Here is a 13,640-nt window from a genome sequence, read left to right on the forward strand (position 1 = left end):
TGATGCCGGATGAGCTGTAAGGGGCAGTGCGCCGGCCTCCTTTCTGGGGGTGGGAGAACATGCAAGATCAGTCGTATCAGGCCGATTTCATCGGCTTTTCAGGTCATGGCCGAGAGGCTTTGCCGAGTGGTTCCGTTTACGAGCGCTTCGGCAAACGTCCTGTCGACATTTCCTGCGCCGCATTCCTTTTGATGCTGAGTGCGCCGCTGATGGTGGCAATCACGCTCGGGCTGATGCTGACGGGCGGCACGCCGGTCTTCGCGCATCGCCGGGTCGGGCGCGACGGGATCTCGTTTCGCTGCTACAAGTTCCGCACGATGCGCAAGGATTCCTCGCGCGTGCTGCGCTTTGTCCTGCGGACCGATCCGGCGGCGGCCGAGGAATGGGCGGGCGCGCAGAAGCTGCTCGACGATCCGCGAGTGACCCGGATCGGGCTTTTCCTGCGCAAGACAAGCCTTGACGAATTGCCACAGCTTTTCAACGTATTGCGTGGCGATATGAGCATGGTCGGGCCGCGCCCGGTGACTGATCGGGAACTGCCGCGCTATGGCCGTTTCCTGCAGGCCTATCTCGCAGTGCGCCCCGGCGTGACGGGGCTCTGGCAGGTCCATGGCCGCGGCACGACGCTGTTTTCCGAGCGCGTCGAGATGGACGTGGCCTATATCCGCAAAATCCGCCTGTTCACCGATCTGAAACTGATGTTCCAGACCGCCGAAGTGGTGTTGCGGAGGTCGGGCAGTTGAAACACCTTCCCGCCTTCTCGCCCGATGGGGGTCGTGATCCATATCGCGACCCGGAGCTGGCCGAGGTGTTGCGCGCCGCAGCCATGCTGTTGCGGCGCAATCTCTGGGCGATGGTGCTGACAGGGCTCGTATTTGTCGCGTTGGGGCTGGTGATGGCGCAGCGTGTCGACAAACTCTACCGCTCGAGCACCCAGCTGATGATCGAGCGCCCCGTTTCAAGCCCGATCGAGGTCGAGCAGGGCGGGACCGGGGGCATTGACGCGGGCTATGTCGAGGGGCAGGTGTTGCTGCTTTCATCCGATGACATGCTGCGCAAGGTGGTCGAGCAGGCGGATCTGCTCGAAGAGCCCTCTTTTCAGACGCAACCGCCGAGCCTGCTGCGTCAGGGGATCAATTGGGTGAAATCGCTGGTGCCTGCTCCGGCGGCCTCCGCCCCTGCGGCCTCGGAAGAGGAACGCCGGATGATCTCGGCGGTGAACACGCTGTCGGATCTGGTCAGCGTGGATCGCGAGGGCGAGACGAATGTCGTCACGATCCGCGCCAGCGCGACCTCGCCGCGATTGGCGCAGCGCATCGCGCAGACCCTGGCGCAAAGCTATATCACGTTGCGGCTCGATCAGCGTGAGGCCGAGGCGCGGGGCCTGAGCGACTGGATCGACGCGCGCGCCTCCGAGTTGCGCGACAAGCTCTCCGAGGCCGAACGCGCCGCGACCGCCTACCGCATCGAGAACAACCTGATCGGTGATGCGCAGGGCACGGGGCTGGGCGGCCAGCAATTGACCGAACTCAATGCCGAACTGATCCGCTCGCGTGCCGACCTCGCGCAGAAACGCGCCTCTCTCGAACAGGCGCAACAGGTGCTTTCAGGAGGTGGTGACCCCGCGAGCCTGCCCGAAGTGCAGGCTTCGCCGATCATCCAGGCCTTGCGCGAAACCCAGATGCAGCTGGAGCTGCGCGCCGAGGATGCCGCGCGGATCGGGCGTGAGGACAATCCCCGCCTGAGCCAGATCCAGCGCCAAATCGCGGCGGTCGAACAGCAACGCCGCGACGAGATCGGGCGCATCGCGCAGGTGCTTGCCAATGAAACCGAGGCGCTGGAAAGCCGCGCGCGGCTTCTCTCGGAGGCGTTGGCGCTGGCCGGGGGAGAGACCGGGCAGGAAAGCCGCGATGCGCTCAAGCTGCGCGAGCTCGAACGGATCGTCGAGGCCTATCGCACCCGCTATGAGCGCTATCTCAACAATGCGGGGCTTGCGAGCGAGCTGCAAAGTTTCGACACCAGCGGCACGCAGATCGTCAGCGCTGCCTCGTTGCCGCTGGAGCCCTATTACCCGCCCACCAAGGTGTTCATGATCCTCGGGTTTCTCGGCGGGGTAGCACTTGTCCTGATCGCGGCGCTCGTCCGCAATGCGCTGGGGCGCGGCTTTGCCTCGATCGAGGAGGTCGAAAACGAGCTCGGACTGCGTGTCCTCTCGGCGCTGCCGCTGCTGAGCGAACGCCAGTCGGGTCCAGACGTCATCCGCCGCGAACCTTTCTCGGATTTCAGCGAAACGGTGTCGGTGCTGCGCCAGAGCGTGATGGCCAGCGCGCAGGAGATGCGCGCGGGAACGGGCGCGCCGGTCGTGCTGATCACCTCGGCCGAGGACAATGTCGGCAAGACCACCGTCGCGGCCTCGCTGGGGGAGGCGACCAGTGCGGCGGGCAAGCGGGTTCTGGTCGTCGATGCCGACCTGCGCTTCGCGGGTCTCACGGCGCTTTACGACATGGAAGACAGCCCCGGCCTGTGCGAGATCCTGCGCGGCCAGAACTGGTTGCCCGATATCGAGCCGCCGGAGGGGGGCTCGCTCGAGGTGATGCCTGCGGGCGCTCTGCGGGGGCGCCAGCCCTCGGGCTATTTCGAGACGCCGCACCTGCGCACCTTCCTGCGTGCGGCGGCGGCGGAATATGACTTCGTGGTGGTCGATGGTCCTCCCGTCGCCAATCTCGCAGACTGCCGCATTCTCGCGCGCGAATGTTCGGCCGTCGGGGTCGTGATGCGGGTCGGGCGAACCTCGCGCGACGTGATGCGCGCCGCGATCCGCCAATTGCCGCGCCAGAAACTGGCGGGGGTGATCGTGACGGGCGTGCCGCCGCAGGATCCGGCCGGCCGCTGGAGCCTTGGCGGGGGCTATACCTCAAGCGCGATCCGCGCCGTCTCGACCGAGCCCCGCCGGGTCAGCCCCGCAACCGCGAGCGCGATCGCGAAAGCGCGCAAACAGGAGCCGGCATGAGCGCCGCGCGCCCTGACGGCGTGCGCATGCGTCTGATCGGCTGGGCGCTCGTGCTAGCGCTGGCGGGGCTGCCGCTGACCTGGATCCCGCTGGCGAGCCTTGGCGGGTTCGACCTCACGTTACCCTATGCGCTGAGTATCGCACTTGGCGCGGCGCTGCTGCTGCGGGTTTTGCGTGCTATGCTTGCCGCCAGCGCATTGATCCCAGCGGTGACGCTCTGGCTCGTGCCTTATCTCGCCTATCTCTTCGTGCTGAAACTTCATCTTGCGGGGCTGCCCGATAACGGCATGATCCTGCGCCAGCTCTTCTTTCTCACCTGTGGCGGAACGATCGCGACAGCAATTTTGCTTTGCGGGGGAGAGGCGCGTCTCTTGCGTCGGGGCGGGTTCGCGGCGCTGGCGGGGTTCGTGGTGGTCGCCGAGATCCATGCCCGCCAGTTGGGGATGAGTTGGCTCGACGCGGTGACCCGCTTTCTCTCGGGCGATCTGAATTTCGTCATCTACAAATTCTTGCGCCCGATCTTCCAATCCGCGAGCGGTGATCCGGGTGAGGTGCCCGCCTCGCTCAAGAACGCGGTCTCGGGCGGGATGCTGATCGCGCTTGTCCTCTTCCGCGCGGGCCATGAAAGCGCGGCGCGCGACAGCCGGGGGTGGGTCGTGACCTTGATCACGCTCGTGATCCTCGTATTGCTCAATACCCGCTCCGTGCTGTTGATCGCGGCGCTGGTGCTGCCGGGAGCTGCGATCATCGCCACGCTGCGCCGCCCGAGCCATAGCGCCAACCGGCTGGTCGTGAAGCTCCTGATCGGCGCGCTTGCACTGGCGCTCGGGGCGATGATGCTGCTCAACGGCTCGGCCGCGACCGATCTGATCGAGAGCCGTTTCACCTTCGAGGATGCCTCGACCGGAGGACGTTTCGCACAGTTCTCCTTCGCGCTCGCCGGGATCGAGCGGCATGTGATTGCGGGCTCTGGCCTGCACGAGATCAACGGCCTGCTGGTGCATAACCTCTTTCTCGGCGCGTGGCTTCATGGCGGGTTGCTGGCCTTCCTGCTGGTGCTGCTCAGCTATTGCGCGATGATCGGGCTTTGGGGGCGCTTCGTGGCGCGGATCGTGACCCAGCGCGGCTATTGGTTGCTGCCTGTGCGAGCCGAATGGGTGGCGATGCTGCCGGTCTTGGCTTTCTTCCGGGTCTGGATCGCGGGGGATGCGGGCCATCCGGGCTATCCCGAATGGATCTCGATCACCGGTTTCTTCGCGCTGGTTCTGGCCAATGCGCAGGCACGCCGCCCCGTTGCGCGCAGGGCGAGCTATCCGGTCGCGCGGGAGGCTTTCGCATGAGCTCGGGTCTGCCACAGGGCCAGCGCGCGGACTGGCATCGCGAAAGCGGCGGCGCGGTGGGCCGCTTGCGCCGCGTGCGAGAGCGCGTGCTGGACCGCGCCATCCCGCAACGTTTCGTCTTCCATCACGTGCCCAAATGCGGCGGCACCTCGGTTGGCCGCGCTTTGCGCAAACGCTGTATCCTGAGCCAGGGAACGGTTCTGCCTGAGGCAAGTTACCGCGCGTTCGAGGCCTTCATGGGCCAAGGCGATACCGAGCGGATGCTCGTCGATGTGCTAGACCTGCGCGAGCAGATGCTGCTCTACCTGATGTTCGCCGACACGCGCTGCATCTCGGCCCATGTGCGCTTTTCCGAAACCGCCTATGAACGCTTCGCCGAGCGCTACAAGTTCATCACCATCCTGCGCGAGCCGGTCTCTCGTTTCCTGTCCCATTACGCCTTTAGTCATGGCCGCAGCGGCGCCCATGCCGAGATCCGCGAGAGGTTCGATGCCTTCCTCGACACGCCCCGCGCGGCGCGGCTGGGGGCGAGCTATGTCGAGTTCTTCTCTGGCCTGCCCAAGGAGGCGGATCTGAGCGCGGATGCCTCGATCGACAAGGCGATCGCGGCGCTGTCGCGCTTTGCCGTGGTGGGGCGGCTCGACGATCAGAAGGGTTTTGCCGAGGCGATCCGGCGCGAGCTGGCCCTGCGGGTGCGCATCGGTCACGAAAACCGTGCGGGCGGTGCGCGTCCCGGGCTGCGGGCCCACGATCTGAGCGAGGCGCAACTTACCCGCGTGCGCGCGCTTTGTGCTCCCGATCTCGCGGTGTGGGAGGCGGCGCCATGACCGATCTTCCCCGACCGGCCGTCTCTGCGGCCGTCGCATCCCTCCCTGTCGCCGAGCTCTCCTTGCGGCGCAATATCGTCTACGCGATGGTCGGGCGGGGCTATTACGCGGTCACGCAGTTCCTGATCATCGCCATCACCGCGCGGCTCGGCTCGGTTTCGGATGTCGGCGCACTGACGCTGGCGACGGCGCTTGTCACACCGCTGTTCTTCTTCACCTCGATGGGAGCGAAGACGGTGATGACGGTCGATGATTTCGACCGGTTCACCCGCGCCGATTATGTCGGACTGCGCTTTGCCGGAGGCTTGCTTGCGCTTGCGGCCTCGATGCTGACCGTGGCGTTGATCTATCCCGATCGGGGCTGGCTGGTGATCGCCTCGGTCGCCGGGGTGGCGCTGGTCCGGTTCTTCGGTGCGCAGGCGGCGCTCAATCAGGCGATCTTCCAGCGCGCCGAGCGGCTCGATTATGTCGCCGCCTCGATCTTTACCCGAGCCACGGCAGGACTGGCGGCCTTTGCGCTGGCCTTCTGGTGGAGCCGCGATCTGCCCTTGGCCCTTTTTTGCGAGGCCGCCTTGTGGTTCGCGAGCTATTGGCTGATCGACACGCGGCTGCTGGCGCGGCTCGGGATGGAGATCCCGTTCGCCATCCTGCGCCAGACCACGCCGCGCCGGATCTGGGCGCTGACGCTCTGGGTGCTGCCGATGGGCCTTGCGCTGTGGTTGATGCGGGCGGTTGGCTCGATCCCGCCGGTGATGCTCGAACATTACGCAGGGCTTGGCGCGGTAGGGATATTCGGGGCGCTGGCCTATGCGCATACGCTGATGTCGATGGTCTCGAACGCGATGGCCGGGGCGGCGGCGGCGCGGTTGCGGCGCTATGCGCGCAAGAGGCAGATGGGCGCGTTCCGCACCCTGACGCGCAAGATGATGCTCTTGTCGGGCGGGCTTGGGCTCGGGGCGTTTGTGCTGGCATGGATCATCGGCGCGCCGGTATTGGGGCTGGTCTTCGGCCCGGATTATGCGGATCGGGAGCTGTTCACGGTGATCGTGGGCGCATCGGGCCTCGCGCTGGTGGCGGCTACGCTCAACACCGCGATCACCGCGCTTCACGCCTTCGGCTGGCGGGTCGCGGTTGCCGGGGCAAGTTTCCTCGCGGGGCTTGCGGTCGCGCTGGCGCTTGTGCCCTCGCATGGCGCACTGGGCGGCGCCGTGGCGTTTCTGGCCTCCAGCGCGGTGAGCCTCTTGATGTCCTGGGGCGCCTGCCGCCTGCTCATCGCCCGCGCCAGGAAGGTCTGACGGATGCGGGCGGGTCTGAAACCCGTGGCCAAGGCCGCGATCGCATCGCTCACGCTCAATGAATTGCGGTGGCGTAAACGTCGTGAAGCCGAGGCCGGGCTGCGCGTGCTCGCGGCGAATGGGCGCAAGATCTCGGAGGCGGCCCGGCGACGCGCGCGCGAGGAGGCAAAGCAGAAATTCGGGCACGAACGGCACGCGCCCTGGTTGATGCTCTATGCCGCCGCGCGTGGCGATTATCTGGAAGGCTGGCTCCCCGAGAGCTTCTATGCCGAAAACCTGATGCCGCAGGTCAACGGGATTGCCCATCACCTCAGCCGCGTGCAGGCGACCAACCCGGTCTTTTTCGACAGCCCCGCGATCTGTGACCTGCTCTATCTGATCAACGGGCGTATCCTGACCCCGCAGAAGGTCGCGATCGAGCCTTCCGCAGCGCTTGAGCGGCTGCGTGCGGGGGGCGAGACACTGGTATTCAAGGCCGATCATTCCGCCTTCGGCAAAGGGGTGCGAAGCGTGGCGGTCAAGGATCTCGACGCCGCGACGCTGTACGGGTTCGGCAATGGCGTGTTCCAGCCGCTGCTGCGACCGCATCCCGAGCTTGCGCGCTTCGGCTCGCCCGCCTTGGCCACCCTGCGCGTAGCGACCGTTCTGGCTCAGACCGGCGCGCCGCTGATCCGGTCAAGCTATCTGAAGATCGGCCAGCCGGGGCAGGCGCATGTGCTCGCGCGAGATCAGCTGCGCGTGGCGGTGGACCCGGAGAGCGGTGAACTGGCCGCCGAGGGTTTTCACGCCGACTGGCGACCCGCGACAGGGGCGCAAGGCGCGGGGCCTTTCGCGGGCCACCGTGTGCCCGCCATCAGCGAGGCAGTGCAGACCGCTCTCCATCTGCATCGGCAATTGCCCCTGGCACGTTTCATCTGCTGGGATTTCGCGATCGACGAGGCCGAACGTGTGCGGCTTCTGGAATGGGAGGGCGGGGTGGTCAGCTTCGCTGAGGCCACGCAGGGTCCGTGCTTTCAGGGGCTTGGCTGGCCGGGGCTGGCATGAGAGGTCACGCCAGCGCCCTGATCTTAATAAAGCCGCCGGGGAAAGCGCCTGAAAAGCCGCGCCGCGCTCAACCCTTCGCTTCCGCCTTCGCAACCGTCGCCTTCACCGCAAGGAAGCTGTCGGGCGTCACCGAGATCGTGTCGATCCCCGCTTTCACCAGAAGCTCGGCAAAGCCCGGATCGTTGCTCGGCGCCTGACCGCAGAGGCCGACCTTGCGTCCTGCCGCATGGGCCTTCGTGATCAGCGTCTCGATCATCCAGACCACCGCCGGGTCCCGCTCGCTGAACAGGGGCGCCAAGGCCTCGGAGTCGCGGTCGATGCCAAGCGTGAGCTGGGTGAGGTCGTTCGAGCCGATGGAGAACCCGTCGAAGCGCTCGGCGAAGCCTTCCGCGCTGATCACGTTCGAGGGGATCTCGGCCATCACATAGACCTTCAATCCGTTCTCCCCGCGCCTGAGGCCGTTGTCGCGCATGACGTCGAGCACATCATCTGCCTCGCCCAGCGTGCGGCAGAAGGGGATCATCACGATGACATTGTCGAAGCCGATCTCCTCGCGCAGCCGCCGGATCGCGCGGCATTCGAGCGCGAACCCGTCGCGATAGGCCTCCGAGTAGTAGCGCGAGGCGCCGCGGAACCCGATCATCGGGTTTTCCTCGGCAGGCTCGAAACCGCGCCCGCCCAGAAGATCGGCATATTCGTTCGTCTTGAAATCGCTCATCCGGATGATGACCGGGTTGGGATACCAGATCGCGGCAATCCGCGAGAGGCCCATTGCGAGTTTCTCGACGAAATAGGCCTCGCGCTCGGCATAGCCCCTGGTGAGCGCGTCGATCGCCTTGCGATCCTCGGCGCTTTTCACCTGATCGTAGCGGGTCAGCGCCAGCGGGTGCACTTTCACCTCGTTGGAGACCACGAATTCCATCCGCGCAAGCCCCACGCCATCGGCGGGCAGTCGCCACCAGCGCATCGCGGCCGCCGGGTTGGCGAGGTTGAGCATGACCTTGGTGCGGGTGTGCGGCACCGCGTCGAGATGCAGCTCTTCGACCGTGACCTCGGCCTTGCCCTCATAGATCGCGCCATCCTCGCCCTCGGCGCAGGAGACGGTGACCATCTGGTGATCGTGCAGCACATGGGTCGCATTGCCGGTGCCGACGATCGCGGGCACGCCCAGCTCGCGGCTGATGATCGCGGCATGCGAGGTGCGCCCGCCGTGATCGGTCACGATGGCCGAGGCGCGTTTCATGATCGGCACCCAGTCGGGGTCCGTGTTCGAGGTGACCAGCACCGCGCCGTCGACGAAGCGGTCGATATGCTCGGCGCTCTCGATGATGCAGACCTCGCCGGTCGCCACCGCACCGCCCACGCTGAGCCCGGTCGCAAGCAGCTTGCCGCGATGGCCGAGCGTGTAACTTTTCATCGCTCCGGCGCCAGCGCGTGACTGCACCGTCTCGGGCCGCGCCTGCACGATGTAGAGTTTGCCATCTTCGCCGTCGCGCGCCCATTCCATGTCCATCGGGCAGCCGTAATGATCCTCGATCACGCGTGCCATCTGCGCCAGCTCGAGAATCTCGGCATCGCTCAGCACAAAACTCTCGCGCTCGGCTTTCGAGGTCGGGACGTTGCGCGTGGCAGGCTCGCCTTCGCGCCCGTAGATCATCTTGATCGCCTTCGCGCCGAGGCCCTTGTGCAGGATCGGCGTGGTCTCGGGCCTGTTGAGGAATGGTTTGTAGACCTGGTATTCGTCGGGGCTGACCGCCCCTTGCACCACGTTTTCGCCCAGACCCCAGGCGGCATTGATCAGCACCACATTGTCGAAGCCGCTTTCGGTGTCGAGCGAGAACATCACGCCCGAGCCCGCCAGATCCGAGCGCACCATCAATTGCACGCCGATCGAGAGAGCCACTTCCATGTGATCGTAACCGCGCAGGTTGCGATAGGTGATCGCGCGGTCGGTGAAGAGGGACGCGTAACACCGGCGGCACGCGCTCAGGAGCGCTTCTTCGCCCACCACGTTGAGGAAGGTCTCCTGTTGGCCTGCGAAGCTCGCATCGGGCAGATCTTCGGCGGTGGCCGACGAACGCACCGCGACGGCCGGATCGTTGCGCCCGGACCGTTTCGCAAGCTCGCGATAGGCCGAGCGGATATCGGCCTCGAGGGCGGCAGGCCACTGACCCGAGGCAAGCGTCGTGCGGATCGAAGTTCCGGTTTCGGACAGGCTCGCGCGCCCGTCGGCCATCTTGTCGAGCGCGTCTTTCAGGCTCGCGCCGAAATCGTTCTCGGCGAGGAATTCGCGATATGCGTCGGCGGTGGTCGCGAACCCGGGAGGGACGCGGATGCCCTTTTGCCCCAGCTCCTGAACCATCTCGCCCAGCGAGGCATTCTTGCCGCCCACCTTGGCGACATCGGTTCGGCGCAGCTCTTCGAACCAGATCAGACGCGTGTCGCTCGTCCCGTTTTTCATGATCGTTTCTCCTCTCCCGGTGGCGGCAGGTTAGGCCGACCTCGGCGAAGCGCAATGATCCGAGTCAATTTTTCCGCGACAGGTCAGTCACTCGATCGTGATTGTCCTCAGGATAAAGGCGGGCTGAAAAACCGCGCAAATCTCTGAGCAATTTCGCGAATTCGCGGCTGCACTTGTCAGAGATCATGTGAAATGATCCAATCCAGTGATGTATTGCCACGAGGTCGGAGAGCGGAGTGAAGCGGATGACTGAGAGGCCCGAAGAAACGGTCGCCGCGACTGCGGGAGAAGTGATCGCCGTGCGCGGCGCGGTTGTCGATGTGCTCTTTCCCTCCGGTCCCTTGCCCGCGATCAACGAGGCGCTGCGGGTCGAACGCGGCGACGGTGCGCCGGTTCTTCTCGAGGTGCAGGCGCAGCTCGACGCGCAAAGCCTGCGCACGATCGCCTTGCAGAACACCAACGGGTTGCGACGCGGCGCCCGGGCCGAACCGCTTGGCGGGCCGATCGCGGTGCCGGTGGGCGAGGCGGTGATGGGGCGGTTGCTCGATGTGACCGGCACGCCCGGCGACAAGGGAGGTCCCTTGCCCGCAGACGTGCCGTTGAGCCCGATTCACCGCGCGCCGCCGCCACTGCGGACCCGGGGCGGGCGCGCCGAGATCTTCCGCACCGGTATCAAGGTGATCGACCTGCTCACGCCGCTAGCACAAGGCGGCAAGGCGGCGATGTTCGGGGGCGCGGGCGTGGGCAAGACCGTGCTGGTGATGGAGCTGATCCACGCCATGGTCGCAGGTTATAACGGCATCTCGGTCTTTTCCGGCATCGGCGAGCGCTCACGCGAGGGCCACGAGATGCTTCTGGAGATGACGCAGGCCAAGGTGCTCGACCGCACGGTTCTGGTCTATGGCCAGATGAACGAGCCACCCGGCGCGCGCTGGCGGGTTCCGTTGACAGCGCTCACCATCGCCGAACATTTTCGCGACGTCGATCATCGCAACGTACTCTTGCTGATGGATAACGTGTTTCGCTTCGTGCAGGCGGGCTCGGAGGTCTCGGGGCTTCTGGGGCGGCTGCCGAGCCGGGTGGGCTATCAACCGACGCTGGCCACCGAGGTCGCGCAGTTGCAGGAGCGGATCGCCTCGGTGGGCGATGCCTCGGTGACCGCGATCGAGGCGGTCTATGTGCCGGCCGATGACTTCACCGACCCGGCGGTGATGGCGATCGCGGGCCATGTGGATTCGATGGTCGTGCTCTCGCGCGCGATGGCGGCCGACGGGATGTATCCGGCGATCGATCCGATCGCGTCCTCCTCGGTGCTGCTCGACCCGCTGGTGCTGGGGCAGGACCATGTCGATGTGGCGACCGAGGTGCGTCGGGCAATCGAACATTATCGCGAATTGCAGGATGTGATCTCGCTTCTGGGCATGGAAGAGCTGGGCCGCGACGATCGGCGCATGGTCGAGCGCGCCCGCCGCCTGCAACGCTTCCTGACCCAGCCTTTCACCGTGACCGAGGCATTCACCGGGATCGAGGGGCGCTCGGTCGCGCTGGAAGACACGATCAACGGCTGTCGCGCGATTCTCGCGGGCGAGGCCGACGATTGGGACGAAGGCTCGCTCTACATGGTGGGCGATTTCGAGGAGGCGCGCGCCAAGGAAGACGCCGCGCGCAAGGCGGAGGCGGGGGCATGAGCGGCGCTTTGCATCTGACCGTATCGACCCCGATGGAGGTTCTCGTGAAGGATCTGCCTGTGGTCGCGATCCGGGCCGAGGATGCAAGCGGCAGCTTCGGCATTTTGCCCGGCCATACCGATTTCCTGACCGTTTTGCCGCCTTCGGTGCTGCGCTGGCGCGAGAGCGCGGATGCGGCGCCGCGCTATTGCGCGATCCGGGCGGGGCTGATGACGGTCACGGGGGGCACCAAGGTCGCGGTGGCGTGTCGCGAAGGGATCCTCGGGGCTGATCTCGAGGCGCTCCGGGCCGAGTTGCGCGCGCTGCGCAAGGACGCAACCGACGAGGACCGCCGCGCCCGGGTCGAGCATCTGCGCCTTCATGCCCAGGCCGTGCGCCAGATGATGCGCTTCCTGCGGCCCGCACGCCCCGGTGCCTTCGATCATCCGCCAGCGATCGGCGTCAGCGTGGAGGGCGATGGCGATGGCTGGTGAGCGCAAGAACGAGGATCCGGTCGAGGAGGCCACCCGCCGCGCCGAGGCGCGCGAGAAGATGGGGATCGAAACGCCCGAACCCTCTTTAGGGTCACGGCTGGGGCAGATCGGTATCCTCGGTTGGGCCATCGTGACGCCGATTCTTCTAGGGATCGTGCTGGGCCGGCTGGCCGACCGGGCCTTCGGGACCGGCATCTTCTTCACCGCGCCTGCGATCTTCCTCGGTGCGGCCATAGGGCTGCACGCGGCCTGGAAATGGATGCATCACCAATGAATTCGCCTTTCGTCTTCGCCGCTCTTGCCCTTCTGCTCGGTTTTGCCGTCGGGCTGGTGCATTTCCTTTCGCTCAAGCGGGTCGCGGCGCTTTATCTGGGCGGCTCGGTGGGCTGGCCGATCGCGCTGCAACTGATCCGTCTCGCGATCCTAGTGGTGATGATGGTCTGGCTGGCGAAGGCCGGGGCGCTGCCGCTTCTGGCAGGGGCCTTGGGCGTGATCCTCGCTCGCATCGTTGTGCTGCGGCTGGCCGGGAAGGAGGCGTGATGGAAAACCCGCTGACCCTTCAGCCGCTGTTTCATCTGGGTCCCGTGCCGATCACATCGCCGGTTGTGATCAGCTGGGCGCTGATCGCGATCCTCACGCTCGGCTCGATCCTGCTCACGCGCAATCTCAGCCTCACGCCGTCGAAGACCCAGACCGTGCTGGAACTGTTCGTCACCACAATCGAGGCGCAGATCCGGGACACGATGAACCGCGAGCCCGGACCCTATCGCGCGCTGATCGGGACGATCTTCCTCTTCGTGCTCGTGGCGAACTGGTCCTCGCTGGTCCCCGGGATCGAACCGCCCACCGCGCATCTGGAAACCGACGCGGCGCTCGCCGTCGTGGTCTTCGCCGCGACCATTTCCTTCGGAATCGCGCAACGCGGTCTCAAGGGTTATCTCGCGACCTTCGCCGAGCCGAGCTGGGTGATGATCCCGCTCAATATCATCGAGCAGATCACCCGGACCTTCTCGCTCATGGTGCGCCTCTTCGGAAACGTGATGAGCGGGGTCTTCGTGGTCGGGATCGTGCTCTCGCTCGCCGGCCTTTTCGTGCCGATCCCGCTGATGGCGCTCGATCTGCTGACCGGGACCGTGCAGGCCTATATCTTCGCGGTGCTCGCCACCGTCTTCATCGGCGCGGCCGTGGGCGACGGGCCCGCGCGAGCGCCCTCCGACACATCCGACAAGGAGACCCCCCAACCATGACCGGAAATCTCGTCCATATCGTCTCGATCCTTGCCGCCGCGATTGCGGTGAGCTTCGGAGCCATCGGGCCCGCACTGGGCGAAGGCCGTGCGGTGGCCGCCGCGATGGATGCCATCGCCCGCCAGCCCGAAGCTGCGGGCACGATCAGCCGCACCCTCTTCGTGGGGCTTGCGATGATCGAGACGATGGCGATCTACACGCTTGTAATCGCGCTGCTCGTCCTTTTCGCCAACCCCTTCGCCTGAGCGGGCGGCG

Annotated in this window: 13 protein-coding genes; 12 read left to right on the forward strand and 1 reads right to left on the reverse strand. The window is 66.0% G+C overall.

Features of this window, described 5'->3' with window-relative positions; translation table 11 throughout:
- The first annotated feature begins 59 nt into the window (after positions 1-59).
- From BMG00_RS16045 to BMG00_RS16065, 6 genes are read left to right on the forward strand one after another with little or no spacing between them, the layout of a single operon-like run.
- The gene (locus BMG00_RS16045) at positions 60-743 is read left to right on the forward strand and encodes a sugar transferase (protein WP_078530235.1); all 684 of its coding nucleotides are present in this window, start codon (positions 60-62) and stop codon (positions 741-743) included.
- Entirely contained in the window at positions 740-3,010 is a 2,271-nt protein-coding gene (locus BMG00_RS16050) for a GumC family protein (RefSeq protein WP_078575037.1), read from the forward strand. The genes BMG00_RS16045 and BMG00_RS16050 overlap by 4 nt, the downstream gene beginning before the upstream one ends.
- Entirely contained in the window at positions 3,007-4,350 is a 1,344-nt protein-coding gene (locus BMG00_RS17675; RefSeq protein WP_158521752.1) for a hypothetical protein, read from the forward strand. Before BMG00_RS16050 ends, BMG00_RS17675 begins: the two co-directional genes overlap by 4 nt.
- On the forward strand, positions 4,347-5,177 hold the full coding sequence (locus BMG00_RS16055) for a sulfotransferase family 2 domain-containing protein (protein ID WP_158521753.1): 831 nt from the start codon (positions 4,347-4,349) through the stop codon (positions 5,175-5,177). Before BMG00_RS17675 ends, BMG00_RS16055 begins: the two co-directional genes overlap by 4 nt.
- A complete protein-coding gene (locus tag BMG00_RS16060; RefSeq protein ID WP_078575039.1) occupies positions 5,174-6,472 on the forward strand; it encodes a lipopolysaccharide biosynthesis protein in 1,299 nt (432 codons plus the stop codon). The genes BMG00_RS16055 and BMG00_RS16060 overlap by 4 nt, the downstream gene beginning before the upstream one ends.
- 3 nt (positions 6,473-6,475) lie before the next feature.
- The gene (locus tag BMG00_RS16065) at positions 6,476-7,516 is read left to right on the forward strand and encodes a sugar-transfer associated ATP-grasp domain-containing protein (RefSeq protein ID WP_078575040.1); all 1,041 of its coding nucleotides are present in this window, start codon (positions 6,476-6,478) and stop codon (positions 7,514-7,516) included.
- Positions 7,517-7,583: 67 nt separating this feature from the next.
- Here BMG00_RS16065 and ppsA read toward each other — a convergent pair whose 3' ends face one another.
- Positions 7,584-9,977 (reverse strand): phosphoenolpyruvate synthase, encoded by a 2,394-nt coding sequence (gene ppsA / locus BMG00_RS16070; RefSeq protein WP_078575041.1) that lies wholly within the window; start codon positions 9,975-9,977, stop codon positions 7,584-7,586.
- A 245-nt stretch (positions 9,978-10,222) separates the two neighbouring features.
- Between ppsA and atpD the strand changes: the two genes are divergently transcribed.
- Genes atpD through BMG00_RS16100 form a run of 6 tightly spaced genes read left to right on the forward strand, consistent with a single transcriptional unit; the run spans position 10,223 to position 13,630 of the window.
- Positions 10,223-11,665 (forward strand): F0F1 ATP synthase subunit beta, encoded by a 1,443-nt coding sequence (gene atpD / locus BMG00_RS16075; RefSeq protein WP_078575042.1) that lies wholly within the window; start codon positions 10,223-10,225, stop codon positions 11,663-11,665.
- Complete coding sequence (locus BMG00_RS16080; protein ID WP_078530243.1) at positions 11,662-12,138, forward strand: F0F1 ATP synthase subunit epsilon; 477 nt, start codon at positions 11,662-11,664, stop codon at positions 12,136-12,138. Before atpD ends, BMG00_RS16080 begins: the two co-directional genes overlap by 4 nt.
- Entirely contained in the window at positions 12,128-12,412 is a 285-nt protein-coding gene (locus BMG00_RS16085; RefSeq protein ID WP_078575043.1) for an AtpZ/AtpI family protein, read from the forward strand. Before BMG00_RS16080 ends, BMG00_RS16085 begins: the two co-directional genes overlap by 11 nt.
- On the forward strand, positions 12,409-12,678 hold the full coding sequence (locus BMG00_RS16090) for an N-ATPase subunit AtpR (protein WP_158521754.1): 270 nt from the start codon (positions 12,409-12,411) through the stop codon (positions 12,676-12,678). The genes BMG00_RS16085 and BMG00_RS16090 overlap by 4 nt, the downstream gene beginning before the upstream one ends.
- A complete protein-coding gene (locus tag BMG00_RS16095) occupies positions 12,678-13,385 on the forward strand; it encodes a F0F1 ATP synthase subunit A (RefSeq protein ID WP_245795065.1) in 708 nt (235 codons plus the stop codon). The genes BMG00_RS16090 and BMG00_RS16095 overlap by 1 nt, the downstream gene beginning before the upstream one ends.
- Positions 13,382-13,630, forward strand: coding sequence for a F0F1 ATP synthase subunit C (locus BMG00_RS16100; protein ID WP_078530246.1), 249 nt, complete (start codon positions 13,382-13,384; stop codon positions 13,628-13,630). Before BMG00_RS16095 ends, BMG00_RS16100 begins: the two co-directional genes overlap by 4 nt.
- Positions 13,631-13,640: the final 10 nt, after the last annotated feature.

Origin of the sequence: Thioclava marina (genome assembly GCF_002020135.1) — a bacterium.
Taxonomy (GTDB): domain Bacteria; phylum Pseudomonadota; class Alphaproteobacteria; order Rhodobacterales; family Rhodobacteraceae; genus Thioclava; species Thioclava marina.

Excerpts from the sequence above, each read along its gene's own strand:
- BMG00_RS16045 (WP_078530235.1), top strand. The coding sequence starts at position 60 with ATGCAAGATCAGTCGTATCAGGCCGATTTCATCGGCTTTTCAGGTCAT.
- BMG00_RS17675 (WP_158521752.1), top strand. The coding sequence starts at position 3,007 with ATGAGCGCCGCGCGCCCTGACGGCGTGCGCATGCGTCTGATCGGCTGG.
- BMG00_RS16055 (WP_158521753.1), top strand. The coding sequence starts at position 4,347 with ATGAGCTCGGGTCTGCCACAGGGCCAGCGCGCGGACTGGCATCGCGAA.
- BMG00_RS16060 (WP_078575039.1), top strand. The coding sequence starts at position 5,174 with ATGACCGATCTTCCCCGACCGGCCGTCTCTGCGGCCGTCGCATCCCTC.
- BMG00_RS16065 (WP_078575040.1), top strand. The coding sequence starts at position 6,476 with ATGCGGGCGGGTCTGAAACCCGTGGCCAAGGCCGCGATCGCATCGCTC.
- ppsA (WP_078575041.1), bottom strand. The coding sequence starts at position 9,977 with ATGAAAAACGGGACGAGCGACACGCGTCTGATCTGGTTCGAAGAGCTG.
- atpD (WP_078575042.1), top strand. The coding sequence starts at position 10,223 with ATGACTGAGAGGCCCGAAGAAACGGTCGCCGCGACTGCGGGAGAAGTG.
- BMG00_RS16080 (WP_078530243.1), top strand. The coding sequence starts at position 11,662 with ATGAGCGGCGCTTTGCATCTGACCGTATCGACCCCGATGGAGGTTCTC.
- BMG00_RS16085 (WP_078575043.1), top strand. The coding sequence starts at position 12,128 with ATGGCTGGTGAGCGCAAGAACGAGGATCCGGTCGAGGAGGCCACCCGC.
- BMG00_RS16090 (WP_158521754.1), top strand. The coding sequence starts at position 12,409 with ATGAATTCGCCTTTCGTCTTCGCCGCTCTTGCCCTTCTGCTCGGTTTT.
- BMG00_RS16095 (WP_245795065.1), top strand. The coding sequence starts at position 12,678 with ATGGAAAACCCGCTGACCCTTCAGCCGCTGTTTCATCTGGGTCCCGTG.
- BMG00_RS16100 (WP_078530246.1), top strand. The coding sequence starts at position 13,382 with ATGACCGGAAATCTCGTCCATATCGTCTCGATCCTTGCCGCCGCGATT.